Annotated in this window: 20 protein-coding genes and 1 pseudogene; 11 read left to right on the forward strand and 10 right to left on the reverse strand. The window is 43.2% G+C overall.

What is annotated here, in order from left to right; all coding sequences use genetic code 11:
- Positions 1-77: 77 nt before the first annotated feature.
- The 6 genes and pseudogenes from AAEY78_RS03520 to cysE all read left to right on the forward strand — a co-directional run.
- Positions 78-258 (forward strand): annotated as a pseudogene (locus AAEY78_RS03520) (DUF4236 domain-containing protein); the annotation flags it as partial.
- Between the two features lie 573 nt (positions 259-831).
- Positions 832-4,533: a DNA polymerase III subunit alpha gene (dnaE, locus tag AAEY78_RS03525; RefSeq protein WP_352337368.1), complete on the forward strand. Its 3,702-nt coding sequence runs from the start codon at positions 832-834 to the stop codon at positions 4,531-4,533.
- Between the two features lie 71 nt (positions 4,534-4,604).
- Positions 4,605-4,991, forward strand: a complete 387-nt coding sequence (locus tag AAEY78_RS03530; protein WP_352337370.1) for an Hpt domain-containing protein — start codon at positions 4,605-4,607, stop codon at positions 4,989-4,991.
- Positions 4,991-5,875 (forward strand): RNA methyltransferase, encoded by an 885-nt coding sequence (locus AAEY78_RS03535; protein WP_352337372.1) that lies wholly within the window; start codon positions 4,991-4,993, stop codon positions 5,873-5,875. Before AAEY78_RS03530 ends, AAEY78_RS03535 begins: the two co-directional genes overlap by 1 nt.
- A gap of 172 nt (positions 5,876-6,047) precedes the next feature.
- Complete coding sequence (locus tag AAEY78_RS03540; RefSeq protein ID WP_352337374.1) at positions 6,048-6,491, forward strand: YtoQ family protein; 444 nt, start codon at positions 6,048-6,050, stop codon at positions 6,489-6,491.
- 230 nt (positions 6,492-6,721) lie between these two features.
- Complete coding sequence (cysE, locus tag AAEY78_RS03545; RefSeq protein ID WP_502943654.1) at positions 6,722-7,573, forward strand: serine O-acetyltransferase; 852 nt, start codon at positions 6,722-6,724, stop codon at positions 7,571-7,573.
- Between the two features lie 54 nt (positions 7,574-7,627).
- On the opposite strand, the gene AAEY78_RS03550 is transcribed toward cysE, so the two are convergent.
- From AAEY78_RS03550 to pheA, 6 genes are all read right to left on the reverse strand, one after another.
- Entirely contained in the window at positions 7,628-8,209 is a 582-nt protein-coding gene (locus AAEY78_RS03550) for a hypothetical protein (RefSeq protein ID WP_352337378.1), read from the reverse strand.
- 25 nt (positions 8,210-8,234) lie between these two features.
- Positions 8,235-8,675 carry a dihydroneopterin aldolase gene (folB, locus tag AAEY78_RS03555; protein WP_352337380.1) on the reverse strand — a complete coding sequence of 147 codons (441 nt, stop codon included), beginning with the start codon at positions 8,673-8,675 and terminating at the stop codon, positions 8,235-8,237.
- A 64-nt stretch (positions 8,676-8,739) separates the two neighbouring features.
- Entirely contained in the window at positions 8,740-9,690 is a 951-nt protein-coding gene (gene rarD / locus AAEY78_RS03560) for an EamA family transporter RarD (protein WP_352337382.1), read from the reverse strand.
- Positions 9,691-9,946: 256 nt separating this feature from the next.
- Entirely contained in the window at positions 9,947-12,382 is a 2,436-nt protein-coding gene (locus AAEY78_RS03565) for a bifunctional prephenate dehydrogenase/3-phosphoshikimate 1-carboxyvinyltransferase (RefSeq protein WP_352337384.1), read from the reverse strand.
- An 87-nt stretch (positions 12,383-12,469) separates the two neighbouring features.
- On the reverse strand, positions 12,470-13,654 hold the full coding sequence (gene hisC, locus AAEY78_RS03570; RefSeq protein WP_502943639.1) for a histidinol-phosphate transaminase: 1,185 nt from the start codon (positions 13,652-13,654) through the stop codon (positions 12,470-12,472).
- 154 nt (positions 13,655-13,808) lie between these two features.
- Positions 13,809-14,990: a prephenate dehydratase gene (gene pheA / locus AAEY78_RS03575; protein WP_352337386.1), complete on the reverse strand. Its 1,182-nt coding sequence runs from the start codon at positions 14,988-14,990 to the stop codon at positions 13,809-13,811.
- A gap of 414 nt (positions 14,991-15,404) precedes the next feature.
- On the opposite strand from pheA, the gene AAEY78_RS03580 reads away from it, so the two are divergent.
- The gene (locus tag AAEY78_RS03580; RefSeq protein ID WP_352337388.1) at positions 15,405-16,346 is read left to right on the forward strand and encodes a transaldolase; all 942 of its coding nucleotides are present in this window, start codon (positions 15,405-15,407) and stop codon (positions 16,344-16,346) included.
- A 130-nt stretch (positions 16,347-16,476) separates the two neighbouring features.
- On the opposite strand, the gene AAEY78_RS03585 is transcribed toward AAEY78_RS03580, so the two are convergent.
- Positions 16,477-17,043 (reverse strand): adenine phosphoribosyltransferase, encoded by a 567-nt coding sequence (locus tag AAEY78_RS03585; RefSeq protein WP_352337390.1) that lies wholly within the window; start codon positions 17,041-17,043, stop codon positions 16,477-16,479.
- A 306-nt stretch (positions 17,044-17,349) separates the two neighbouring features.
- Here AAEY78_RS03585 and AAEY78_RS03590 point away from each other — a divergent pair, with 306 nt between their 5' ends.
- Together AAEY78_RS03590 and AAEY78_RS03595 are read left to right on the forward strand one after the other, a co-directional pair.
- A complete protein-coding gene (locus tag AAEY78_RS03590) occupies positions 17,350-17,514 on the forward strand; it encodes a rubredoxin (protein ID WP_352337392.1) in 165 nt (54 codons plus the stop codon).
- An 81-nt stretch (positions 17,515-17,595) separates the two neighbouring features.
- On the forward strand, positions 17,596-18,591 hold the full coding sequence (locus AAEY78_RS03595; protein ID WP_352337709.1) for an alpha/beta fold hydrolase: 996 nt from the start codon (positions 17,596-17,598) through the stop codon (positions 18,589-18,591).
- 168 nt (positions 18,592-18,759) lie between these two features.
- On the opposite strand, the gene AAEY78_RS03600 is transcribed toward AAEY78_RS03595, so the two are convergent.
- Entirely contained in the window at positions 18,760-19,902 is a 1,143-nt protein-coding gene (locus AAEY78_RS03600; protein ID WP_352337393.1) for a WG repeat-containing protein, read from the reverse strand.
- Between the two features lie 313 nt (positions 19,903-20,215).
- Here AAEY78_RS03600 and AAEY78_RS03605 point away from each other — a divergent pair, with 313 nt between their 5' ends.
- Positions 20,216-21,157, forward strand: coding sequence for a DMT family transporter (locus tag AAEY78_RS03605; RefSeq protein WP_352337395.1), 942 nt, complete (start codon positions 20,216-20,218; stop codon positions 21,155-21,157).
- A gap of 33 nt (positions 21,158-21,190) precedes the next feature.
- Here the strand turns inward: AAEY78_RS03605 and AAEY78_RS03610 are convergent, their stop codons facing one another.
- Positions 21,191-22,591: a solute carrier family 23 protein gene (locus tag AAEY78_RS03610; RefSeq protein ID WP_352337397.1), complete on the reverse strand. Its 1,401-nt coding sequence runs from the start codon at positions 22,589-22,591 to the stop codon at positions 21,191-21,193.
- 593 nt (positions 22,592-23,184) lie between these two features.
- On the opposite strand from AAEY78_RS03610, the gene AAEY78_RS03615 reads away from it, so the two are divergent.
- Positions 23,185-24,618: an L-serine ammonia-lyase gene (locus AAEY78_RS03615; protein WP_352337398.1), complete on the forward strand. Its 1,434-nt coding sequence runs from the start codon at positions 23,185-23,187 to the stop codon at positions 24,616-24,618.
- 170 nt (positions 24,619-24,788) lie between these two features.
- Here the strand turns inward: AAEY78_RS03615 and argJ are convergent, their stop codons facing one another.
- A complete protein-coding gene (gene argJ / locus AAEY78_RS03620) occupies positions 24,789-26,012 on the reverse strand; it encodes a bifunctional glutamate N-acetyltransferase/amino-acid acetyltransferase ArgJ (RefSeq protein WP_352337400.1) in 1,224 nt (407 codons plus the stop codon).
- Positions 26,013-26,104 lie beyond the last annotated feature (92 nt).

Here is a 26,104-nt window from a genome sequence, read left to right on the forward strand (position 1 = left end):
GTTGCATCATTAGCTTTATATAGACGACCCATTACCAATAGAGAAGTGTTAAACCATTAAAGAAGCGATCAACCATCATGGGCTTTAGATTTAGAAAAAGCATTAAAATTGCACCAGGTATGCGTATCAATTTGACCAAAAAAGGGGTGTCTAGCATCTCTGTTGGGAAACGTGGCGCGACAGTGAACATCGGTAAAAAAGGCACGCGCGGGACAGTCGGTGTTCCCGGTAGCGGATTGTCTTACTCTTCTTATCAGGCGCATGCGCAGCTTAAAAACCAAAATCAACCGCAGCCACGGGATGACACTAACATCCTTTCTTCTACTCGCCTGCCGACGCTTCCAATACAAGCAATTAATCCCGCTCAAAAGCAAGTCAGTTTCCTGCTCGGAATCGGTATTTTTCTCATACCTATTATTTTTGCGTGGTTCACGCTCAGGCAAGGTTACTCGACCGTCAGTCGCGCGATTAGCATGGTGTGGTTGGTACTCTATATTTATGCGATGCGTTAAACGGGTTGGTTGGACTAAAATCTTACTGCTTCCATGGATTTGATTGCGCTTATATTGATTGCACTTATAATGACCTCTTAAACTGCCATACTCAGACAGACAGCATTGAATAAGTGGCTGATATCGGCAAATAATGCTATGATTATCAGCTACTATTAAGATTAAAAAATAAGGCTATTAATGCCTTATTTTTGTTTGTATAGAGGCTTAAGTTATTAGCAATTAATGGATTATCAGTTAATAACTTGCAATTTTTCTATACATATATTTTGATATTGACATCTTATCCCCCTTTTGTTTGCATCCGTAAGAGTCTTCTATGGCATTTGTACACCTTGGCATCCACAGCGAATATTCCATTACCGATTCTATCGTCCGTATTAAACCGTTGATTAAGGCGGCGGCGAAGGACAATCAACGCGCCCTTGCATTGACCGATTTATCCAACTTGTATGCGACGGTAAAATTCTATCGTGCCTGTTTAGGTGCAGGTATCAAGCCCATTATCGGCAGTGAAGTCATCATGGACAATGAAGACTCGCGCTTGACGTTACTTGCGATGAATAACGAGGGCTATCAAAACATCACCCGCATCGTGTCGCTTGGCTTTACCGAAGGTCGTGCTGACCCTACCAACCATGGTACTCCTGTTATTAAACGCAGCCATATTTTAGAGCACGCGGCAGGTGTCATTGTCTTATTTACTGAAAAATCAGATGTTGGACAAGCATTGGTTGGCTCGATGCCAGAAAAGGCGGAAGAGCTGCTTAGCGAGTGGCAAGCGCAGTTTAATGACCGTTTATATTTTGCAATTAAGCGTACCAATCGTACGGGTGAAGACGCCTTTATTAAAGCTGCTATTCATTCAGGTGCTAAGCATCATATTCCTATCATTGCCCACAATGACGTGCGGTTTTTAGAGCAGGATGATTTTGATGCGCATGAAGCGCGGGTTTGTATTGCTGGATCTTATGTACTTGCCGACCAAAATCGTCCGCAAACTTATTCTGATGAGCAGTATCTAAAAACCCAAGCACAAATGCAGCAGCTATTTGCTGATATCCCGCAGGTTATCGACAATACCTTGCGCTTAGCAAGCCGCTGTAATGTAACGTTGACGCTTGGCATTAATGTACTACCAGAGTTTCCAGTACCTGAAGGTGAGACGACTGAATCTTTCTTTCGCTTAGAATCGCAGCGCGGGCTTCAAAATCGTTTAGACAAACTCTTTCCAGTTGAGGCGCGCAGTGATAATTGGAGTGATATCCGCCAAAGATACGATGAACGTTTAGAATATGAGCTCAAAGTTATCTTATCAATGGGTTTCCCCGGCTACTTCCTGATCGTGATGGACTTTATCCGTTGGGCAAAAGCCAATGGCGTACCAGTCGGTCCTGGTCGTGGTTCTGGTGCAGGCTCGCTCGTTGCCTATGCGCTCAATATTACCGACCTTGACCCTATTCACTATGACTTATTATTTGAGCGCTTCTTAAACCCTGAGCGGGTATCCATGCCCGATTTCGATATTGACTTTTGTATTGAAGGTCGCGACCGCGTCATTGATTATGTGGCGCAGACCTATGGTCGAGAAGCGGTCTCGCAAATCATTACCTTTGGTACAATGGCAGCAAAAGCGGTCGTACGAGATGTAGCGCGAGCACAAAGTAAATCCTACTTCCTTGCCAGCAAAATGTCGAAGCTTATTCCCAAAACACCGGGTATCACACTCAGTCAAGCGCTTGAGCAAGAGCCGCAGTTAAAAGACTTAATCTCTAATCCCGATAATATGGATTATGAAGATGCCACTGAAGTGTGGGAAATGGCGATTAAGCTTGAAGGCATTTGCCGGAACGTCGGTAAACATGCCGGCGGTGTATTGATTGCGCCGCATAAAATCACCGATTTTAGCGCCATTTATTGTGATGACGAAGGTCATCGTGTCAGCCAGTTTGATAAAGATGATGTCGAAGCAGTTGGGTTAGTGAAGTTTGACTTTTTGGGTCTGCGTAACTTGACGGTGATTGATGCGGCGGTCAGAAATATCAACCTGCGCCGTGCAAAAGAAGGCAAAGAGGCGTTGGTGTTAGAAGACCTACCGTTAGATGATGCTAAGGCCTATAAGCTATTGCAAGATGCCAAAACCACTGCCGTCTTTCAGCTTGAAAGTATGGGTATGAAAAAGTATCTGGCAAAATTGCAGCCAACTAACATTGAAGACGTTATCGCCATGTGCGCGCTCTATCGTCCCGGCCCGCTAGATGCGGGCATGGTAGAGATGTATATCGACCGTAAGCATGGTCGCGAAGAAGTGATTTATGACCATCCTAATCTTGAACCAATTTTAGAAAATACCAATGGCGTTATTGTCTATCAAGAACAGGTCATGCAAATATCTCAGGTGATGGCAGGCTATAGCTTGGGCGGCGCTGATATGCTACGCCGCGCTATGGGTAAGAAAAAGCCTGAAGAGATGGCGAAGCAGCGCGATATTTTTGTCACTGGTGCCACTGCGCAAGGTATTGATGAAGTAACATCCGGTGGCGTGTTTGATTTGATGGAGAAGTTCGCTGGTTATGGTTTTAACCGCTCGCATTCTGCCGCTTATGGTGTTCTGGCTTACCAGACCGCGTATCTAAAACAATACTATCCTGCTGAATTTATGGCAGCGGTACTGACCTCCGATATGAATAACACGGACAACGTGGTGTTCTTTATCAATGATTGCCGTGAAAACTTTGATTTAACCGTGGTTAATCCATCGGTAAATCGCAGTGAATGGCATTTTGTTGCTGATAAGCCGACCAATATTATTTATGGCTTGGGCGCGATTAAAGGCGTTGGTGAAGGTGCGGTTGAATCTATCGTCGATGCGCGCCGCCGCGAAGGTCCGTTTAAAGATTTATATGATTTTTGCCGCCGCGTTGATATTAAAAAGGTCAATAAACGCACTTTAGAGGGACTGATAAACGCGGGATGTTTTGATGATTTCGCTGCCACCCTGCGACCTGACTTGCCAGCTGATGAAGCGTACGAAATTCGTGGTGCGCTAATGAGTCAGCTACCAAGTGCCGTGCAAGCCGCGGAGCAAGACCGTCAAAACCGCGAAATCGGCATGATGGACTTGTTCGGTGAGACAGATGGGGTCGTCGCTGCACCGCCACTGGTTATGACACCAGAGCTGATTTGGGGTGACAAACACCGCCTAAAAGCGGAGAAAAACACCTTAGGCTTGTATTTAACAGGTCATCCAATTAATGAATACTTAGATGAGCTAAAGCGTTATACCTCAGGTGCTCGTCTGGATAAATTGGCTGATACTGGTTATAACGGTAGCTGTTACTTTGCTGGTCTCATTATTGATATCGCCAATTTTGGCACACGTAATGTTATTACCCTAGACGATGGCACGTCAAGATTAGAGGTCAGCTGCTATGCTGAGCGCTTTAATCGGGTTAAAGAACAACTCAAAGTTGATGAAGTAGTGATTATCAAAGGCAGTATTCGTGAGCGTGACGGGCGCCTGTTTGCTCGACTTGATAACGCAATGAGTATAATCGATGCACGCCTAAGATGGCTCAAAAAAATCAGTATTAAAATCCATAGTAGTGACATCGACTTGCTGACGCGTATGCAACCTTTGCTCAAATCCGCGCAAGCCAGTATTATTCCAGCACCCAAGCTGTCTTATGATAATGAGCAAGAGGATCAAAATAACACTATTAATACCGGAAACTTTGGTGATTATGACGCTACCATAGGCGGTAGCTTATATGACGAAGATGGCAATGATTTGATGGCGTTAGATAGCGAATTAAATCAAGGCTTTACCAATAACGCGCTTAGCAATACCAGTACCACTCTGAATGATAACTGTATCCCACTGGGATTAAGTATCTATGCGGACTATGCTATCGCTAATGTTGGACTGTCTGAGCATTGGCGTATCTACCCTAATGATGATAATCTACAACAGTTAAGAAGTATGATTAGCACTGAAAATCTGCATTTACATTATAGCTAGCCGTTTCATTGCCGTCAGCAGTTGACTATACATGATACTTTTACCACCCTTTATTTTTTGGACATGCCATCATGGACAATACGAATGACAATAACAAAAATATGAACAGTATGGCTGATGATGACATCATTAACGATGAGCAATTTGAAGACATGCGCGACTTGCTTGAAGAAGACTTCTTAGATCTTATTCAGATTTATTTTAACGACAGTAAGCAGCGCATCATTACGTTACGTCACGCTCTAGCAAATAATGATAATGCAGCGGGTTTTGAGGCAGCTCATGCGTTAAAGGGCGCCAGTGCCAACTTAGGTACAACAACAGTGATGGTATTGAGTGGACAATTGCAAGAGTCTTGCCGCGACAATACTATCCATGCTCAAATTGCCCTAATCAATACCCTATCAACCGCTCTAGAGCAGGCTGAAAAAGAGATTAACCGAAGAATGGAACCCTAATGACGATCAATTCACAACCAGTTTCTACCTTAGCACCAACCATTCCAAATTATTTATCTTGTCTGCAAGTGGTGATGATAAACACCACTTTACCTGCCAATATTGGTTCAGCCGCACGCGCAATGCACACCATGGGCTTATCACGGCTAACGGTCGTTGACCCTAAATTACCAATCGATGACACCAGTATTGCTCATGCAGCAGGTGGCAGTGAATTATTATCATCAGCACTCATAGCCCCAACGTTAGAGACGGCTATTGCAGATTGCCAACTGGTTTTTGCGGCCAGTAGCCGCAGCCGTCACATGCCGCGTCCTGTGGTGACGCCCACGCAAGCCGCCAAAATCATGCTGGACTTTATTGATAATCAAAAGGCGATTAACGAGCAAAATAGCATGGATACCGCGCCCAATATTGCTATTTTGTTTGGTCGTGAAGATCGCGGTTTGACCAATGAAGAATTGGCATATGCAGATTATCATATTCAAATCGATGCCAATCCTGATTATCCGGTGCTGAATGTTGCCTCAGCCGTGCAAGTTATTGCCAGCTTTATTTTTGCTTATGCGCAGACTCATATTTCTGCTGATAAAAACAGTTCTAATATCACGGATAATAAAGATGATGAAGCCTTAGCTACTGATATATCGCCCATGTTAAATACCTATGTTCGTCAACAATGGGATGAGCCGGCAATTACCCAGCAGCAGTTGCAACAATTAACCACGCGTGTTACTCAGTTGATGGTTGAGCGCGGTCTTGCAGATAGTGATCATCTCAGAGCCCTTCCCTTACGTTTATCACGGCTTGGCTCACGTATTCAGCTAGATCAAAAAGAGTATCAGTTGCTTAGTGCTTTAATAGCGAAACTGTTAAAAGACTAACGCTAAAATCCTCATCTTTTTGTATTATCCGCGATGCCTGATATACTGTCCTGCGCTATACCTAGCATTCGATAATTATTATTTCGTACCGCATTGATTTTCTATAGCGTTTTAATACCAGCAATTGCTAGCTCGCAGTTGTTCATCATCCAATACTAACAAGGAATTAATCATGAGTTGGACTGTTTATTTATCTGGAGAAATACACACCGATTGGCGTCAAAAGATTATGCAAGGGGCAAAAGACCATAATTTGGATATTAAGTTTACCTCAGCCGTTACTGAGCACGAAGCCAGCGACGCGGCCGGTGATGTCCTAGGTAAAGACGACAATGGGTTTTGGCGCGATCATAAATCATCAAAGGTCAACGCCATTCGTACCAAAAACTTAATCCAAAAATGCGACATTGCTATTATACGTTTTGGTGATAAATATAAGCAGTGGAATGCTGCATTTGACGCCGGTTGTTGCGCAGCTTTAGGGAAACCCTATATTACGCTGCACGCTGAAGATATTATTCATCCACTCAAAGAAGTGGACGCGGCTGCAATGGCATGGGCGCAGACCCCTGAGCAAGTTGTTGAGCTGTTAAAATATACGACCAGTAACAGCTAAATATTGCCGTACAGACGGAATCTATGTGGCAGTACGGCAAGCAGAAGCGGCTGTCACATGGTTAAAAATTTATTGTCACTTTCTTAATCTTACCTTCCAAGTTGTTTTTATTTATAACTCATCGCTATATTTTATGATACAAAACTGCTATAACTAAAGCGATTGGAATCGAAAATACGATAGGACGCTTTATGTCATTGCCAACCGCCTTATTCAAATCCCTAAGCCATATTACCAAAGACCTAAAAGAAGATATTGATGCGGTCTTTACACGTGACCCTGCTGCACGCAATAGTATGGAGGTTTTGCTAACCTATCCGGGTATTCATGCTTTGATTTTGCATCGCGGTGCCCACTGTCTATGGCAGAATAATCAAAAGTTTGCGGCTCGTGCTATCTCTTACGTTTCACGCATCATCACTGGCATCGAGATACACCCAGCTGCCAAAATTGGTCGCCGTTTCTTTATCGATCATGGCGTCGGTGTGGTCATTGGTGAGACCGCTGAAATTGGTAATGACGTAACCCTATATCATGGCGTAACGTTAGGCGGTGTTTCATGGAATAATGGCAAGCGCCATCCTACCCTTGAAGATGGCGTGATTGTTGGTGCTGGGGCTAAAGTTTTAGGACCGTTTACGGTCGGTAAAGGCGCTAAAATCGGCTCAAACGCAGTCGTGGTAAAAGCGGTGCCAGCAGGCGCAACGATGGTGGGTAGCGCGGCACGCATGATATCAGAGCATCATGATGAAAAAGGCAATCCACTTACGAGTAGCACGGATAAGGCAGTAGCGAAAAAAGAAGAGGTATCATTAGACAGTCAAATAGAAGCCGAAACTAAACGTCCTACGTCACGAGAAACTGCTTTTCAAGCCTATGGTATTGACCCTTATTCACAAGATCCTGTTGCTGAAGCCTTTGCTAAAATGCTTGAACATATTCAGCAATCAGAAAACCGCCTTGATCAATTGCAAGAAGCCATGTGCAAAATTGATCCTACCTTTTGCAAAAAAGAGTATGATAAGTTGTGTTTAGAAGACATCGATGTGATTGGTCGAAGTGACTTAAATATCAGTGATTGAAATGTCAGTGATTTAAATCATTTAGAAATTAACGCAGAGCATACTGATACTGAACTAAAATAAGCCTTTTTTCGCAATGAGCGCCGTTATCCCTGCATATTCATGCGCTTTAAAGGGATAGCGATCTGCCATTACTAGCCAACTATCATTGTCTTGCTGAATACTGTCATTTAATTGGCTAGGCTCTAATCTTACCAATAAAATGTCAATATCCATTGTTACTTGCCGCCATGTGTTTGGTGGCAATTGGGTTTTAGCTAACTCGGCTTGAGATAACGCAGGCAAGATAGATACCGATTCACGGACTCTATGACATTCACCTTCAAATAATTTAAATAGCTGCTGCAATTGCTGCAAGCTCATTGCTGAGCCTAACTCTAGATAAATACATTGATTAATATAATCAGGTTTTGGCTGCTCTTTGGTCGCTGTAAAATCTGGATTTTGAAAGGCAACAGAGCATTCTAACGTGCCAAGGGTGGTAAGTTTTTCACGCACACGCGGTAAGTACTCTGCGGCGCAATGATTACTACCCAATGCAAGAATAACTGCCGTTACCATCTGTGCCTGTAAATCATTAGGCTCAGATTGAGTTAGCGTTGCAATATCTATCGGCAATGATTGTTCCTGCATCATGTTTTGTATCTTATTATGCATTGCCTTAGACGTCAGAAGACGTTTTATCGGTCGCTGGCACTGTATCGTCTTGCAATGCATCGTTTTGACTTTTGGCAGCTGGAGCATGGCGGGTGATTTGCACCCCAACCGCATCCGCCTGTGCGATAGCAGTCGGTTTTGCTACACTTAACGTCACGGTTTTGCAAGAATAGTTTGCAATCAGCCTATCTGCAAGTTGCCCCGCTAAATGCTCAAGCAACTCAGCCTTAATCTCTTTACACCAAGCACTGACATCATCACAAACTGCTTTATAATTGAGCGCATCATTCACATCATCAGACAGAGCCGCTTTACTGATATCTGTTTCAAGGGCAATATCAATAAGTATCGGCTGATTGATAGCGCGCTCCCAATCATAGACCCCTATCACCGCCTCTACCTTTAAGCCTTTGACAAATACCACATCAGATTGGGTATTGAACATGCTCGCATCCTTGTTTACTGTATATTTTAATTAAAATATTATCTTTGCTATAGAATATGATTTCTTATGAATTATTAGTCTGCAAATTTGCCGCCTTGAGCTGTTTACTAGGACGATGACGCCATAAGTCAATGCTAAACAATAATAATCCTAGCCAAATTAAGCCAAATACTGCAAGGCGATGTAAGTCAAAAGGCTCGTTATAATAAAATACGGCTAAAAAGAAAATAAATGTCGGGGTTAAATAATTCATAAAGCTAAGAATACTATAAGCAACCAGCTTGGTTGATTTATTAAACAATAACAACGGTATCAAGGTAATCGGACCTGCCAGCATCAGTAGCCAGATATTTGAGGTCAGCCAGAAACTTAACTGGCTGCTCACCACATCCGCTTGCCAAAACCACCATAGACAAATGGGCACCAGCATTGCCGTTTCAACGAACATAGCATCAACAGCAGTCAATGGCGTTTGCCGCTGAATGGTTCCATACGTGCTAAAACTAAATGCCAGTATTAAGGATATCCAAGGCAAGCTGCCAATCATCACCACTTGAATGACTACAGATAGTAGCGCAAATCCAATCGCTACCCATTGTAGCGTACGTAGGCGTTCTTTGAACAGTATCATTGACAAGGCTACGCCAACGAGCGGACCAATAAAATACCCTAAGCTTGCCTCTAAGATGCGGTCATGATTGACCGCCCACACATATGTGAGCCAATTGGTACCAATAATTAGCCCCGATATAAAGCTAAAGGCAATCCATCTGGGATTTTTCTTTAATGTATCAATCCACTGCCAACGTTTGGTGACTACCAGCACTACCAACAAACATAAAAATGTCCAGATAATACGATGACCGATAATCTCGGTAGCATCATAGCTTGATAATTGCTTAAAATATAATGGAAAACCACCCCAGATAAAAAAGGCAATAAGCGCGGTTATGATGCCACTTCTGGTGGTTTTTATCGGTGTGACTGCTTTTTTGACACTAGTTTCGGACGACATAAGACAAAACAACTTTTTGGCGCAACGTACATTCTGACCCCTTTTTACTCAGCTTTTAAAAAGGTAAAGATGTTAAGTGCACTAGGCGAAAAGATAACGTAATATTAAGAATGAATAAAATATAAAAGCAATAAAAGAGAAAAGCAATGTATCAATGCCAACTGCGACACTCATACATTGCTACAAACGATTGCAAAAACAAATTTAAAGTAAGCGCCTATTATAACGCGTCTTTAATAAAAATTAAGCCTCATCGTTATTTATCATCATTATTGTCGCTGTCATTACTGATGCTATGCACCTCAATCGCCATACCGATTTGATTGGCAAGCTCTGCAAATCCTGGGAAGCTGGTATTAACAGTTTCAACGCCTTCAATGGTAATCTGCTTGGAGGCGCGCAAACTTGCTACTGCAAAGCTCATGGCAATACGGTGGTCATGATGCGAGACAATGTGTCCACCACCGAAGACAGGCTCGCGATTATCAACAGTATTGCCAACTACCTTACTCGTCTGCCCATGTGACCCTTGCCCTTCAATAATTAACCCATCGTCAGTAACGGTACAATCAACGCCCAGTGCTTGCAACCCTTCTGCCATCACGGCAATACGATCCGACTCTTTAACCCGCAGCTCTTTTGCTCCGGTCAATACGGTACGCCCTTGCGCGCAACTGGCAGCGATAAACAGCACCGGAAACTCATCAATTGCTAAAGGAACCAGACTTTCTGGAATTTTAATCCCAACCAAGTTAGAAGAACGAATGGTAATATCAGCAACTGGCTCTTCACCAATATAAGTCTTATTACTTAAAGTAATATCTGCTTGCATCAGCTTTAGGATGTCGATTACACCGGTACGGGTTGGATTAATGCCCACTTGGGTTAAAGTCAGCTCGCTGCCTTGACTAATAGCAGCGGCAACCATAAAGAATGCCGCTGATGAGATATCCGCTGGCACCGCAATATCACCGCCCGTGAGCGTGCCACCGCCAGTCACACTAATACGGTTGCCCTCAACGGTTACCGGATAGCCAAATGCTGATAGCATACGTTCAGTATGGTCGCGACTAATCTCAGGCTGGGTGACGGTCGTCGTCCCATCCGCCCATAATCCTGCTAATAATAAGCAAGACTTAATCTGTGCTGAGGCAACCGGCATATCATAATCAATACCGTGTAACGGCTTGCCCACTTTGTCACGCCCCGTAATACTAAGTGGCGAAGTACCTTTATGTCCTGTGCTTTGGATGACCGCACCCATTTCGCGTAGCGGTGCAGCAACACGCTCCATAGGACGCTTATTCAGACTGGCATCGCCCGTTAATACGCTGTCAAATGACTGCGCGGCTAAGATACCTGCCAATAAGCGCATGCTGGTACCAGAGTTGCCCATATATATTGGCGTTTTGCTTGGTTTTAAGCCCTGCATACCCACGCCATGAATGGTCAATTTACCATTTTCGGGACCTTCAATGGTCACGCCCATATCGCGAAAGGCTTGCAAGGTTGCTAAAGCATCCTCTCCTTCCAAAAATCCGGTAACATGCGTTACCCCAGTGGCTAAGCTGCCGAGCATGATACTGCGGTGCGAGATAGACTTATCACCAGGAATAGCGATAGTGCCGGAAACGGTTTGACTTGGAGTAATCGTATAAGAAGCTGACATAGCAGAAATATCCGTATAAGGGGTGCTGGTCAACATATGACCAAAATGTCGCCGTGCGGCTTGCGCGCGGCCCAAAAGTCCCATCAGGGCGGTTGAATTTTTATCAATGATAAGCTGACGCATCGTTTGCAGATAGTCACTGTACTCATCAAGGGCGCTGACAATAGCGCTTTGGTTGGCAAAAAATATATCGTGCCACATTTTTGGATCGCTGGCAGCAATACGAGAAAAGTCTCGAAAACCACCTGCGGCATAACGAAACATATCTAGATTATCATTATGACTGGCAAGCTGTTCTACAAGGTTAAAAGCAAGCAAATGCGGCAAATGACTGGTATGCGCCAATATCGAATCGTGATGATCGGCTGCCATTGCCATAACCGTTGCACCTACGCCTGTCCATAACTGACGTATTTTGGCAACCGCTGCCATATTAGTCGTTGCTAGCTCGCAAATAATAACACTATGATTGACAAATAAAGCAGCCCGGCGCGCATCGTAGCCAGAATTTTCCGCACCAGCTATCGGATGTGCAGGCACTAGACCAACAGGTAAAACACCAAATACACGTTGTGCGGCACCAATAATATTGACTTTGGTACTACACACATCGGTAATAATACAGTCGGCTGCCAACTGACCATTGTCCATAGCGTCTTTAATATCAGTAAATACAGCTTGTACCGCTTGTACAGGTACAGCAATAACGATTAAATCACTACCCGATACCACGTCATGCAGCACTGAGCTGCCAGCATTTAATAAGCCTTGAGCAATAGCCGCTTCTATACTTGGTATATGCCTATCGACAGCAACCAAGCGCGTGCTTAGCCCATTGTCTTTAATGGCTTGGGCCAAGCTTGCACCAATAAGCCCAAGCCCAATGACACACACCTGCTTAAATAATGGCGTCGCTGATTGATGGTTAGTATAAGCTTTTGTATTACCCTTAATGGGCTTATGGGTAGCAATTTGCCTATCCAAAACTTGACTGTCTGAATCTTGCGTTATGTTTTGCATCATATTTTTACATAGTTTATTTGAATAATTTTTTATAAGGTTTTCGAATAAATGGCGATAAATCACACCATTTAGCTATGGTCGGATTTTTTAATCATCGGATAAAATTGACCGTAAAGTATCAATAAGGCGCATGTTTTCTTCTACCAAACCGACGGTAATACGTAGCCAATCGGGCAGCCCGTAATTTGTTAATGGGCGTACAATAATACCTTGCTCAAGTAGCGCTTGATTGACAAGTGCCGCTGTGGCGTCTTCCATCTCAACTTGCATTTCAACCATAATAAAATTGGCATGCGACTTAATAAAACCTAATCCCAACGCATCAAATTGCTTCCCTAGCCAGCGCCTTTGCTCGTCATTGCTTAAGCGCACCTTATTAACAAACTCTTGGTCGCCCAGCGCGGCAGTAGCTGCAGCCATGGCAAGGCGGTTAACATTAAACGGCTGACGCACTCGGTCTAATAACTCAGCAATGGGCGCTGAACTCAACGCATAACCCACGCGCAGACCTGCCAGCCCATAGGCTTTAGAAAAGGTACGCACAATCACTATATTATCAAACTCATTTAATAAGGCACGATTGTTGCTCTTTGGGCTATATTCGATATAGGCTTCATCTAATACGACGAGCACTGAGCTTGGCATGCTAGCTAAAAATTCACGCACTGCGTCACGTTCAAGCTGTGTGCCCGTTGGATTATTAGGGTTGGCAATAAAGACGATTTTGATATTATCATTATCAGCAACCGCTTGGCGCATGGCATCTAAATCATGCCCAAAATGCTGCGCTGGCACTTCAATGCCCGTTGCACCTTGCATTTTTGCCAGCATTGAATAGAACACAAAGGCATATTGACTATAAACAATCGCGTCATCCGTACCCACAAACGTACGCGCCAAGATATTAAGCAAATCATTGGCACCACTACCTAGAGTAATGCGTTTAACGTCAATATCATTAAAATCAGCAAGCGCTTGCTTGAGATAATAGCCACTGTCATCCGGATACCGTGCCAATTGTCCCAATTGCTCAGTAATGGCTAAGGTAACAGACGGCGAGCAGCCCCAAGGATTCTCATTACTAGCAAGCTTAATAACATCTGATACCCCGTATTCGCGAGTCAGCTCTTCAATCGGCTTACCCGCCTCATACGGCATTAACGTTAAAATACTATCGTAAGCAGTAACCGGCGCCTGTGACATATAGGACGTTGAATCTGTTACACTTACCTTTTTACCTTGGGTATCTTGGCTCAACTGATTCGGCTGCATGCTCTGTCCTTAGAGGTCATTACCTCGGTATTATTACGGGATAACATTTTTAAGCACTAATTTAAGCACTATCATTATTCATGGCAATAAAATTATCATGAATAAATACGCTATTAACCGATATCATGATTAACAGATACGCTATAAAAAACCTTTAAATCACCGCTTTAGGGTATGAGCCTAAGATACGCACATCTTTAACCAATGGGCGAATATCATCAATCGCTGCTTTCACATTGGCATCCTGCATATGTCCATCCATATCAATGAAAAAGACATACGCCCACTTGTTAGGACGCTCAGGACGCGTTTCGATACTGGTCATTGATACGCCATGCTTAGAGAGTGGCTTAAGGATTTCAATCAACGCACCAGCTTTATCATGGGCAGAAACCACAATAGAGGTTTTATCTTGACCAGATGGTGCGACCGCTTCATGACCAATGATTAAGAAGCGCGTAGTATTACTTGGATTGTCTTCAATATTGGCATATAACTTATGCAAATCATATTCTGCGGCTGCCACATCCCCTGCAATCGCTGCAGAATGCCACTCATTTTTTAGGCGACGCGCAGCTTCTCCATTACTAGATACCGCTACGCGCTCAACATTTGGATAATTCACATCAAGCCAATGACGACACTGCGCCAATGACTGCTGATGGGAATAAATACGACTAATACCATCAATCTTAGTATGCTCAGCAACTAAAAAGTTTTGATGAATTGGCAATTCCACTTCACCAATGATTTTTAACGTTGACGATAAAAACCCGTCTAAGGTGTGGTTTACCACGCCTTCAGAAGAGTTTTCTACAGGTACTACACCATACATTGCTGTTCCTGCTTCCACTTCACGGAACACATCAGTAATGGTGGTAAGAGGTACCGTATCTGCTGCTTTACCAAAATGCTTTAGTGCTGCGGCATGGGTAAAGGTGCCAAGCGGACCTAAAAAGGCAATGCGTTGCGGTGCTTCTAAATCAAGACAAACTGACATGATTTCACGAAACAGGCGCGCCATTTTTTCATCAGCAATAGGCCCTGTATTGCGAGCCATAACCGCTTTTAACACTTGCGCTTCACGCTCAGGACGATAAAAAATAGGATTGGTTGTGGGGGCATTAGCGCTATTAGCCACGTGACTTTTCTTAACGACCGCTACTTTCTGAGCAAGCTTAGCGCGATTATTAATAAGGGTTTGAATTTCACAGTCTACCGCATCAATATTTTGGCGCAGCTGATCTAAAAACGCTTGTTCGGATGAGGTGTCGCTCACATCGGGGGTTACTTGGTTTAGATTATCCATGTTTTGCTCTGCTGACTGCTCACTCATACCGCCTATCCTTTTTTAGAACGTATTATTTATTATTAACTTTATCATTGTAGGCAGAACCTTTATAGGTCTTACCTTACTTATCATCTGCTGCCAAATTTTATCACGCCATAGCTTCCTATCATTTACTCGTGAATATGGCACAGCCTGATATAACTGTCCATACTATAACAAAAACTGGCGAAAGTGCCCATGCGTAAATGAGAGAAACGGCATAAATCTTATCAATTACCATTTGCCAAACAACTATAGGTAAATTCTGGCATAAAACTGTGCTAAAGTTTAGAGCCAAATACTGGCAGCAGCCTACATTTATAGCATGAACTATTCGCAAGATGATAATTTGTATTATGATAACTTGCACCATGATAAATAAAATCAATAACGACTAATTACCTATAAAAAGGATAAATGATGAGCGCATTACAGCAACTTCGTACGATGACTACCATTGTCGCTGACACCGGTGACCTTGCCGCCATTGAGCGACTAAAACCTATGGATGCGACCACCAATCCAAGCCTGATTACCAAAGCCCTTGTACACCCTGACAATCAAGCCATGCTCTCCGACACCATGAATCATTATCAAGGTGATGTTGATGCCGTGATTGACGCGCTCACTATTCAAGTCGGCTGTAATATTTTAGAGTTGATCGAAGGTCGGGTATCTACTGAAGTCGATGCGCGCTTGTCTTATGACACCCAAGCGACGATTAGCAAAGCGTTAGAATTTATGGAAGCCTATCAACGCGCAGACATTGATTCTGAGCGTGTATTGATTAAAATGGCAGCAACATGGCAAGGTATTGAGGCAGCGCGCTATCTTGAAACCCAAGGTATTCACTGTAATTTAACCTTGCTATTTGGGCAGCATCAGGCTATTGCTTGCGCGGATGCCGGTGTTACGTTAATTTCACCCTTTGTTGGACGTATTTTAGATTGGCAAAAGCACCAACAAGGTCGCCAAGAGATAGCTGCTGCTGACGACTTAGGTGTGCAATCAGTAAAATTGATTTATCAGTACTACAAGCAGCACGGTTATAAAACACAAGTTATGGGCGCAAGTTTCCGCTCCATTGAGCAAATACTGGCTCTAGCAGGCTGTGACCTATTGACCATTGCACCAAATCTTATTGATGAGCTTGCTGCTTTAGATATCCCTGTTTCACGCCAGATATCACTTAAAATGGCGAAGAATGCAACGCCTATGAGTCGCGTCAGTCTAGATAAAGACGCCTTTAGTCAGGCATATCAGCAAGATAAAATTACTCAGGATTTATTACCTAAAGGTATTGATGGCTTTATCGGGGCGCGTGATGAGCTTGCGCAAACACTAGCAGCCATGCGTAATTAAACGTTAACGGTAAGCCTTAGCTAAACATAAGTCCTATTTAGCAAAAAAGCACCCTGAAATAAAGCGCGCTTTTTTATTTATCATATTTTAAAGTCTTTGTTGCTAATAGCTTAGTTTTAATCACTGAGTATTAGGCTTTTAATACCGTATAAATAGGTACAGGGAATACCCCATGTAATTCTACTAAATCGAGTAACACTAAAGCTCCCATTACGGTATGACCCGCAGATTTGCATAACTCATAAGCGGTGGTTAACGTGCCGCCCGTGGCTAATATATCGTCGACCAATAATACCCGCTCAGGTGGTAAGTTATTTTGCATCTCCAGAGTGTCTTTACCATACTCTAGCGCATAGGCTTTATTAGCGACTGGTGGCGGTAGCTTGCCCGGTTTACGGAGCAAAATCATCCCCTTACCCAAACGTCCTGCCAGCAAACTTGCAAATACAAACCCACGCGCCTCGACTGCTCCTAAACAATCCACCTCATCTAATAATCCCTCTGGTAACGTTGCCAGCAAGGCATCAATAACACTATCAATATGACTACGCAGTAAGGGCGTAATGTCATAAAAATCAATGCCGACTTTAGGAAAATTTGGTACGGTACGGATAATCTGCCAAAATGGATGATCGGTATTGAGCACAGTTGATGATTCAAAAGCGGTGATAGCAACGTTCGCTTCGGTGCTGCTCATAATAACCCTTAACTTAAATAGCTTTCATAAAATGCAATAATGGTAAAAAACATGGCAATAACCCCATAGATACAAGATTATAAACGGCAACTATTATATCATAATGAGGCTATTTGTAGAGTGCACGTGCCAGTATCCACTTTATAAAGCGGCAATAAACATCTATTAAACCCTTGATAAAAACCTCCTTATCTCAATATACAAGTGTAAACTTAACCATACCAATTATGGTTATATGCTACACTACTTGCGTTTTTGTGCTCTGCTTATAGACTGCAAAACTGATGATAATTGATAGGATTCCATATGAAACGTTATGAATGTATTGTCTGTGGTTGGATTTATGATGAAGCACTAGGCTGTCCTGAAGAAGGCATTGCTCCCGGCACATTGTGGGATGATATCCCAGATGATTGGACCTGTCCTGAGTGTGGCGTAGGTAAATTAGATTTTGAGATGATAGAACTATAAGTAGGAGCGCTCATGGCGAACTCAAAGCATCCAGAGCCAGTAACACAGCCAAATAATCTTCATGATACAGATTCGCGTGATATGGATTCGTCTGCTCATACTGTGACTTATCCAACCCCTGAATGGCAAAAATTTGGCGAACATCAGTGGCGAGCGTCTGATCTGAGCGAGCATTTGTATCAAGCCATGATAGATATTGGTGATGGTATTGAGCTGTGTGTTGAGGCAGGTGGCAATCCCAATCATCCGCCCCTTCTTATGGTCATGGGGCTTGGCTCACAAATGGTTTTTTGGCCAAATGACTTTGTGAAGCGCTTGATTGACGCTGGATTTTTCATTATTCGCTTTGACAATCGCGATATCGGTCTGTCATCAAAAGTACAAATTGATGGGCTTCCGCGGGTCAGTCAATTAAAGATGATGCTGCGTTTGCAAACAGGCTTGTCAAATAAAGGGCAGCAGGTTGCTTATAACCTAACCGACATGGCTGAAGATACAGTTCGCTTGATTAAAGCCTTGAAGTTGAGTAACACGCACCTGCTTGGTGCTTCGATGGGTGGTATGATTGCGCAAATCGTGGCGGCGCGTTACCCAAGCTTAGTGAATCGCTTGGCGCTGATGTTCACCACTACCAATCGCGCATTTTTACGTCCGCCCAAACCGCGCCAGCTTTATACCTTAATTAATCGTCCGGAAAGCCATTCTGAACGTGATATCGTGCGCCATAGCGTCTGGTTTATGAAAACAGTAGGCACGCCGGGGCACGTGAATGTACGTACGGTTCGTGAGATTGCCAAACTACGCTATCAGCGTAATTTTCACCCGCTTGGTTCAGTGCAGCAGCTCAACGCTATTTTATCTTCTGGGTCTATCAGCCGCTTTAGTAAACAGGTAAAAGCACCAACTATTGTGATTCATGGCAGTGCGGATGGATTGTTGCCAGCGTCGCAAGGACGAGTGGTTGCAAAGACTATTCCCAATGCTAAGTTTTATTTGATTGAAGGCATGGCACACGATATTCCGGCTTATTATCAGCCTTATCTGGTTGATCTGATTCGTAATCATTTACTTGATTAAGCGTACTTAAATCAGTTTTGTGTTCGTTGTGAAGTAAAAAAGAGGCAGTGCCAATAAATGATTTATCGGTACTGCCTCTTTTTTACTTATCGCTTAATTTTTTGAGAAATTAAGTCTATTGTACTTACAAGAATATCAAATTATGTGTTTACACTTATATAAATACTTTTATTCACAGCCCACATAAGACCCTGATTTATTAATACACATTTTGGCGCCATTACTCAGATTATTAACCCATGCTCTACCATTTTTAAATACGAATGAAGGTGTCTCCGTCGCTCTATCACTGGGTAAAATGCGGTTATTGTCAAAGTCAAAAGGAATAACCACTTCACCGCCTAGATTTAAAAAGCCCCAATTATTATCAACACGCACGCCCGCGAGTCCCTCAGCAAAAGGTCGCACTTCATCGAATGAATAGGTAATCATAACCACATTATTAGCATCAATATATCCCCATTTTCCATCTTGTTGATTGGGCTGCAAGGTAGTAAAGCCGCTGACAGGTTGCTGATAAGATGTAATATTTTCGGCTACATTGTCCTTAATCAAAGATTCATACACTGATTGATTGGTACTAGGAGGCAACTTCGAGTCAGATTTATTACCAACATTTTTAGGTGGATTATAGCTGGTAGCAGAAACATTAGCTTTGGCATTCTCACGCGGATCATTACGATTAGAAGGTGCTTTCGCTGCAAAATCTTCCACAGGATTGCCGTTTTTATCGACCCAACTGCTGGTTTTATTTTTGCGAATGCGCGCACGTCCGCCCTTAAAGTTATCAATATCACTAATGGCTGCTGAGAATGGTACAACCGTCTGATTGCTGGTATTGATAACACCAAACTGTCCTGAATTTTTAACGACAATACGTCCATCAGATGCCGCTCGCGCCCAGTTCTGACCACCGCCTATAGTGTCGTAAACGGGTGGAATGACCTCCTGACCTTGCATATTAATATAGCCAACCCGACCTTTGCGTAACACGGGCAATAGCCCATCACTTATTTTAGTAGCATCTACTTTTTGATAAGAGGATAAGTCAGTAATAACCTTACCCTTACTATCAATCAGGGCAACCGGTTCGCCATAATCTTTTATCGCCAGAAAATAACCAGAACTGGAAGTGCAAGTCACATTTTTATAATAGGTTTTAGGGATTTTACAACTGGCAGCTTGCGCCGCTGGAGCTATAAAGATAGCCGCTATAACAGCGCTTAACGTAAAATATAAATTCGGTTTTGCCATCGTAAGCAAGGTGTGTTTAAGCGGATTACGATAAAATGATGTGCAGCGTTGAGACATAGTAACCCCTAAACCTAATGTGATGACGCAAATGTAATTGGTATGTTGTGCTTATGGTATTTCGTGCTTAATATCTTCAAAGTGGTTATCACAAACATGATTATAAATAAGTTGATTATAAAATATGATGGTAATCGAATAAAATAGCAAATAATATACTCATAACCAACCTGCATTAAGTAACAGTCTGACAGCATGTTATAAGACTTGTCAGTGTTTTGTGCTTGCTGCTAAACAAGTAGATTGTCTTCAATTATGAAAAGCGGCTACTCTTTCCGCACCTCTTCTTAATATTTTACTTAAAGGATTACGCATGGCGGTCTCGTCACGTTCTGCACCCATTGGCTTGGTTATAGGCTGTGTTATTTTTGGTTTAGGCAGTCTGATAGTCGCTCATGTCAATATTGGTGGCTGGGCAATGGCGTTTTGGCGACTTGCAATATCAGGGGTGCTATTCTCATTATTAACAGTATGGACAAAACAGCGTTTACCACGCTCAAAACCAGCCATTATATTTGCCTTGTTATCGGGGGTATTTTTAGGCTTGGATTTGGCATTTTGGCATGAGAGTATTCATGCGGTGGGACCCGGCATCTCAACACTCTTAAATAGCTTACAGATTTTCTTTTTAGCCGCGATTGGGTTTTTATACTTTAATGAGCGACAGTCGCCTTTACAGCTAGGGAGTTTATGTTTAGCCATACTTGGCGTGGCACTGATTGGCAGCCCAGAGTTTGCACAAAATGATAGAGCGGTGTACGGATTTATTACCGGTATCGTATCAGGTGCCATGCTAGCGGCATCAATGACCTTTATACGTAAAACTCATGACGCTGAACCCACGCCGATATTTGTCTTGATGCAGTTGATTAGTATCGGCGGTGTGGCGGCTATGATAGTACCCATGCTGATTCTTGATATGGGGCATATCTTGCCAAATACGTGGGCTGAGGTAGGCTGGATATTGATTTATGGTTCGGTTATGCAGTGCTTAGCATGGGGACTGATTGCTTATTCTATTCCTAAGCTGTCATTAACATTGACCGGATTATTATTATTAACTGAGCCGATTGCTGCCTTATTAATTGATTATAGCTGGCTCGATAAGCCGATTAACACTTTACAATGGAGCGGTGCACTGCTCACCATGTTAGCGATCTATTTGGGCTCGCTAAAACCAAAAAATCGCGCGCTCAGACGTTATCGCTTCTTTGCGCGCTGGCATAAAAATAAAACAGATATAGAGGTGAAATAATAACAGTCTTCATTCTATTGTAAAGCTTATAAATTAATCACGTTGGCGATTAAATAGCGCATTAAGCACAATGGCGGTTAAGGTTGCCGTGCCAATACCGCCCAAATCAAAGCCACCAATATGCAAGCTAAAGTTACCAGTGCCCATAATCACAGTGACAGCAGCAATCAGTAAATTGCTATTTTTGCTAAAATCTATGTGGCTATCTATCCAAATTTTTGCCCCAGCAATGGCAATCAATCCAAATACTACGATGGACGCGCCACCTAATAATGCGGGCGGAATGGTTTGAATAATTGCCCCAAACTTCGGCGACAATCCCAGCAATACTGCTACAGCACCTGCCATCACGAAGATGGTGGTGCTATAAACCTTGGTTACTGCCATCACGCCGATATTCTCAGCATAAGTGGTAACACCTGTGCCACCAAAGCCCGCTGAAAACATAGTCGCCAAACCATCAGCAAAAAACGCGCGTCCCATATAAGGCGTAACTTTTGACTTAGTCATGCCCTCCACCGCTTTAAAATGTCCCAAGTTTTCAGCAATTAAGATAAATGCCACTGGTGCAATTAAAATAATCGCGCTCATCTTAAAGCGCGGTGCGTGGATACTCGGTAAACCAAACCATGAGGCGGCAGCAATGCCACTAAAGTCAATAGGCACGCCAAAACCGAGTACATTGGTCATGATAAAATAGGCTGCGTAAGACAATATCATCCCAATCAATAACAATAAGCGTCGGAGCATGCCACGGGTAAAGACTGCCACACCACTGATAAGCAGTACGGTTAATGCTGCCATCCATGCATCAAACTGATTGGCAGAAACCCCTTGGATAGTAACTGGTGCTAAGTTTAAACCGATAATCATGACAATTGCACCGGTCACAATTGGCGGCATTAAGCGCTCAATCCATCCGGTACCCGTCTTAATGACCAATAAGCCGACCAGCGCATAAATAATACCGCAAACCATAATGCCGCCCAATGCGACATTTAAGTTGGCATTAAAACCAACCCCTGCATAGGCAGTCACTGCGATAACAGGTCCTATAAAAGCAAAACTTGAACCCAAGTAACTGGGCATCCGCCCGCCAGTAATCATAAAAAACATGATAGTACAAATACCGGACATCAAAATAGCTAAGTTTGGGTCAAATCCCATTAACAAAGGCGCTAGGACAGTCGAGCCAAACATTGCAAAGGTATGTTGCATTCCAAGTAGCACACTTTTACTCGGTGGCAAATACTCATTGATACCTACAGGATGACGGTCAAGATCACCTTGATAAGGACGCCATGTTGGAAACCAGCGTCCATTATCAAAGTCCGGATTATGAGCGAAGCTGACCGTATTTGAGTTCGGGCTTTTACCTTGTGCAGTTAAATGGCTTTGCTGTGACTGAGAGGGCTGCTCTGATTGGATGGTCATGCGCGCTGTTCCTAAGTAGTCTGAACCAGTGGTAATAATAAAAGCATAATTGCTAACGCCAGCTATAAAACAGCCAGTTAAAAGACAAGTTACGATAAAATAAATGATGGATTTCTGCTGCTATAACTCTTGAATGAGTGTGACACTTTCTCTTCATCATTATCTTGTCTAATCAATTTGAGCCAGCTGCTATTGCTTTTATAGAATATCTATATTCTTCTAGATGTATGCTGTAAGATATGTTCTACTAAACGTAGCGCCAAATTCTCATAGGCAATATTTTTTATAGGGATGGTTTTGCAATGACAATTTTATAGTAGCGATATCGTTTATGATAGCAGTCAAATTACAGGATGTTACATAGAAGATAATGCCAGCATCATAACGGAATTTAATCGCAAAAAATAGAAATTATTAATAGGTAATCTGCACGAGTAGGTTCAAAATTTATCGACGATTCCCGAAACCAAACAATTAATAGCTTGTAGCCCTGTCCGCCATCTGTGCTGTATAAGCAATTTGTATGATGGACATTATATTCCTAAACCACAGGGTTCATGCTGACTCTATTTCACTCTCTTTGGTAACTGATTATGATTAGTGTATTTGATTTATTTAAAATTGGGATTGGTCCATCAAGCTCACATACGGTCGGTCCGATGGTGGCAGCCAATTTATTTTTAGCGTCTTTACGCAAGCAGACAACATTGACTGAAGTAACCGCATTAGAAATTGAGCTATATGGTTCATTAGCGGCAACAGGAAAAGGTCATGCTACTGACACGGCGATTCTACTGGGCTTACTTGGGCATAAACCCAGCACCATTGATACGCGCTTAACCAGCCAGTATCTTGCGCCTATTTTTTCTGATAAGACATTAAATCTCTCAGGTGAACATAGTATTGCTTTTGATACCGAGCGTGACATCCATTGGTATGGCGATACTGTATTACCGTATCATCCTAATGCCATGACCATTCGCGCCACCTTAGCCGACGATACGGTCTATCAGCAGACCTATTATTCCGTAGGTGGTGGTTTTGTTATTAATGAAGAAGACGCGACCAACCCTGATGAAGACCATGCGACACCTAACATTGATAGTATTCCCTACCCGTTTAATACTGCCGCCGAGCTTCTTGAGCTGTGTCGCCAGCATAGCTTAAGCATCAGTGAGCTGGTACTGGCAAATGAGCTGCATTGTCGTAGCGAAGCGGAAGTAAATGACTATTTGGATTCTATCTGGGCATCTATGCAAGATTGTGTAACTCGTGGTTGTCAAAATAGCGGTATATTGCCCGGCGGTCTTGATGTTAAGCGTCGCGCTCAAGCGTTATATTCGCAGTTATGTGCCGAAAAAGACCTGCCGAGTAGCCAAGAAGATAAACTTGCAGCAATGGACTGGATTGACTTATATGCCTTAGCCGTTAATGAAGAAAATGCCAACGGTGGTAACGTCGTGACGGCACCAACCAATGGCGCTGCTGGTATTATCCCTGCAGTCATGCATTATTATCGTGACTTTTTAGATAATTATAGTATTGAAGGCGCACGCAAATATTTGCTTAATGCGACGGCAATTGGCAGCTTAATTAAGCAAAATGCCTCTATCTCTGGCGCAGAAGTGGGTTGTCAAGGCGAAGTGGGTTCTGCATGCGCCATGGCAGCATCTGCTCTGGCTGAAATATTAGGTGGTGATCCAGCACAATGTTTAAATGCCGCTGAAATCGGTATTGAGCATAACTTAGGATTGACCTGCGATCCTGTGGGCGGCTTAGTACAAGTACCTTGTATCGAGCGCAACGCAATGGGTGCGGTAAAAGCGGTAAATGCTGCACGCCTTGCCTGCCGTGGTGATGGTCAGCACTTTGTTTCCTTTGACAAAGTTGTGGAAACGATGAAGCAAACTGGCGAAGATATGCTGGATATCTATAAAGAAACCTCACGCGGTGGCTTGGCTATTTATGCAGACAATCGCATCCCTACAGCGACGCATGGCGTCAGTGTAAAATACAGCCAGTGCTAAGCAGTTTTTATGATTTAGTCATTATTAATATAAATATCTGGTAAATTATTAAATAAAAAAGCCCCTAATGTATTAGAGGCTTTTTTATTCTTATTGATTCAGCAAGAATGTTTGCTTAATTTTAAAAATGACAGGAACACTGAGAATAACTACAGTTAATCAATAGCTTACTAACTACGATAATCCGCATTTATTTTGACATAATCATAAGATAAGTCGCACGTATAGACGGTGTCGCTTGCTGTACCTCGCGCTAAATCAATATGAATGGTAATCTCAGGACGGCTCATCACCGCATCGCCTGCCGCTTCGGTATAGTCAGGTGCCACGCTGCCATTTTGGCAAATCATAACTTCATTCAGCGAGACGTCGACTTGTTCGGTATCTAAATCTTCCACGCCTGCATAACCTACTGCGGCAAGAATACGTCCCCAATTGGCATCACTGGCAAAAAATGCCGTTTTCACCAATGGCGAATGCGCCACAGCGTATGCCACATCACAGCATTCTTGCGTGGTCTTGCCACCTGTGACTTTAACAGTAATAAACTTCGTAGCGCCCTCGCCATCACGAACGATAAGCTGCGCTAAACGCACAAAAACATCGGTTAAAGCAGTAAAAATAGGCTGATAATGCGGGTGCTCTGGGCTATCAATAATAGACGCGCCAGCTTTTCCTGTAGCGATTAACACGCAGCAGTCATTGGTTGAGGTATCACCGTCAACTGTAATACGATTAAAGGATTGCTCATTGATTGCTGTCAGCATTTCTTGCAATAAATCAGGCGCAATATTAGCATCAGTTGCCACATAACCCAGCATGGTTGCCATATTGGGGCGTATCATTCCTGAGCCTTTAGAGATACCAGTAATATGATACTCAGTACCGGCAACGCTAATTTTTTGACTGGCAACCTTTGGAATCGTATCCGTAGTGCGGATACCATTGGCGGCAGCATGCCAATTATCAGCGCCTAAATTGCTCAAAGCACTATCAAGCCCAGCTATTACCGCGTCACTATTGAGCGGCTCACCGATAACCCCAGTAGAAAATGGCAATACGGTATTGGTATATACCCCTACTTTGGTCGCTAAAGCCGTACAGATTGCTTCTGCACGTTTTAGACCATCGGCGCCTGTACCTGCATTGGCATTGCCGGTATTGATGACCAAATAGCGCGGCGCTGCTTCGGCAAAATGGGTGCGTAACACGCGTACTGGCGCGGCACAAAAAGCGTTTTTAGTAGTGACGACGGCAGTTGACGCAGACTCGGCTATTTCAATCACGACCAAATCATCACGGTTGGGATAACGTACGCCTGCAGCGGTGGTGCTTAGTCTAATACCATCAATGGCATAAATCGTTTCAGGTACTGCAACATTGCCAACAGCCATTATAAAATCCTTAATTTTTAGTTTTAAATGAATCTTTGAGAAACGTATGGGTAAAAACCACAATGGTACAATAGATAATAAAAAAGCATTTT

This window comes from Psychrobacter sp. 16-MNA-CIBAN-0192, assembly GCF_040309565.1.
Classification (GTDB): domain Bacteria; phylum Pseudomonadota; class Gammaproteobacteria; order Pseudomonadales; family Moraxellaceae; genus Psychrobacter.

What these genes read in the sequence shown, in the direction of transcription:
- AAEY78_RS03600 (WP_352337393.1), bottom strand. Translation starts at nt 19,902, where the DNA reads ATGTCTCAACGCTGCACATCATTTTATCGTAATCCGCTTAAACACACC.
- AAEY78_RS03590 (WP_352337392.1), top strand. Translation starts at nt 17,350, where the DNA reads ATGAAACGTTATGAATGTATTGTCTGTGGTTGGATTTATGATGAAGCA.
- AAEY78_RS03580 (WP_352337388.1), top strand. Translation starts at nt 15,405, where the DNA reads ATGAGCGCATTACAGCAACTTCGTACGATGACTACCATTGTCGCTGAC.
- AAEY78_RS03530 (WP_352337370.1), top strand. Translation starts at nt 4,605, where the DNA reads ATGGACAATACGAATGACAATAACAAAAATATGAACAGTATGGCTGAT.
- rarD (WP_352337382.1), bottom strand. Translation starts at nt 9,690, where the DNA reads ATGTCGTCCGAAACTAGTGTCAAAAAAGCAGTCACACCGATAAAAACC.
- AAEY78_RS03595 (WP_352337709.1), top strand. Translation starts at nt 17,596, where the DNA reads ATGGATTCGTCTGCTCATACTGTGACTTATCCAACCCCTGAATGGCAA.
- AAEY78_RS03605 (WP_352337395.1), top strand. Translation starts at nt 20,216, where the DNA reads ATGGCGGTCTCGTCACGTTCTGCACCCATTGGCTTGGTTATAGGCTGT.
- AAEY78_RS03540 (WP_352337374.1), top strand. Translation starts at nt 6,048, where the DNA reads ATGAGTTGGACTGTTTATTTATCTGGAGAAATACACACCGATTGGCGT.
- argJ (WP_352337400.1), bottom strand. Translation starts at nt 26,012, where the DNA reads ATGGCTGTTGGCAATGTTGCAGTACCTGAAACGATTTATGCCATTGAT.
- AAEY78_RS03615 (WP_352337398.1), top strand. Translation starts at nt 23,185, where the DNA reads ATGATTAGTGTATTTGATTTATTTAAAATTGGGATTGGTCCATCAAGC.
- pheA (WP_352337386.1), bottom strand. Translation starts at nt 14,990, where the DNA reads ATGAGTGAGCAGTCAGCAGAGCAAAACATGGATAATCTAAACCAAGTA.
- dnaE (WP_352337368.1), top strand. Translation starts at nt 832, where the DNA reads ATGGCATTTGTACACCTTGGCATCCACAGCGAATATTCCATTACCGAT.
- folB (WP_352337380.1), bottom strand. Translation starts at nt 8,675, where the DNA reads ATGTTCAATACCCAATCTGATGTGGTATTTGTCAAAGGCTTAAAGGTA.
- hisC (WP_502943639.1), bottom strand. Translation starts at nt 13,654, where the DNA reads ATGCAGCCGAATCAGTTGAGCCAAGATACCCAAGGTAAAAAGGTAAGT.
- AAEY78_RS03565 (WP_352337384.1), bottom strand. Translation starts at nt 12,382, where the DNA reads ATGATGCAAAACATAACGCAAGATTCAGACAGTCAAGTTTTGGATAGG.
- AAEY78_RS03585 (WP_352337390.1), bottom strand. Translation starts at nt 17,043, where the DNA reads ATGAGCAGCACCGAAGCGAACGTTGCTATCACCGCTTTTGAATCATCA.
- AAEY78_RS03610 (WP_352337397.1), bottom strand. Translation starts at nt 22,591, where the DNA reads ATGACCATCCAATCAGAGCAGCCCTCTCAGTCACAGCAAAGCCATTTA.
- AAEY78_RS03550 (WP_352337378.1), bottom strand. Translation starts at nt 8,209, where the DNA reads ATGATGCAGGAACAATCATTGCCGATAGATATTGCAACGCTAACTCAA.
- AAEY78_RS03535 (WP_352337372.1), top strand. Translation starts at nt 4,991, where the DNA reads ATGACGATCAATTCACAACCAGTTTCTACCTTAGCACCAACCATTCCA.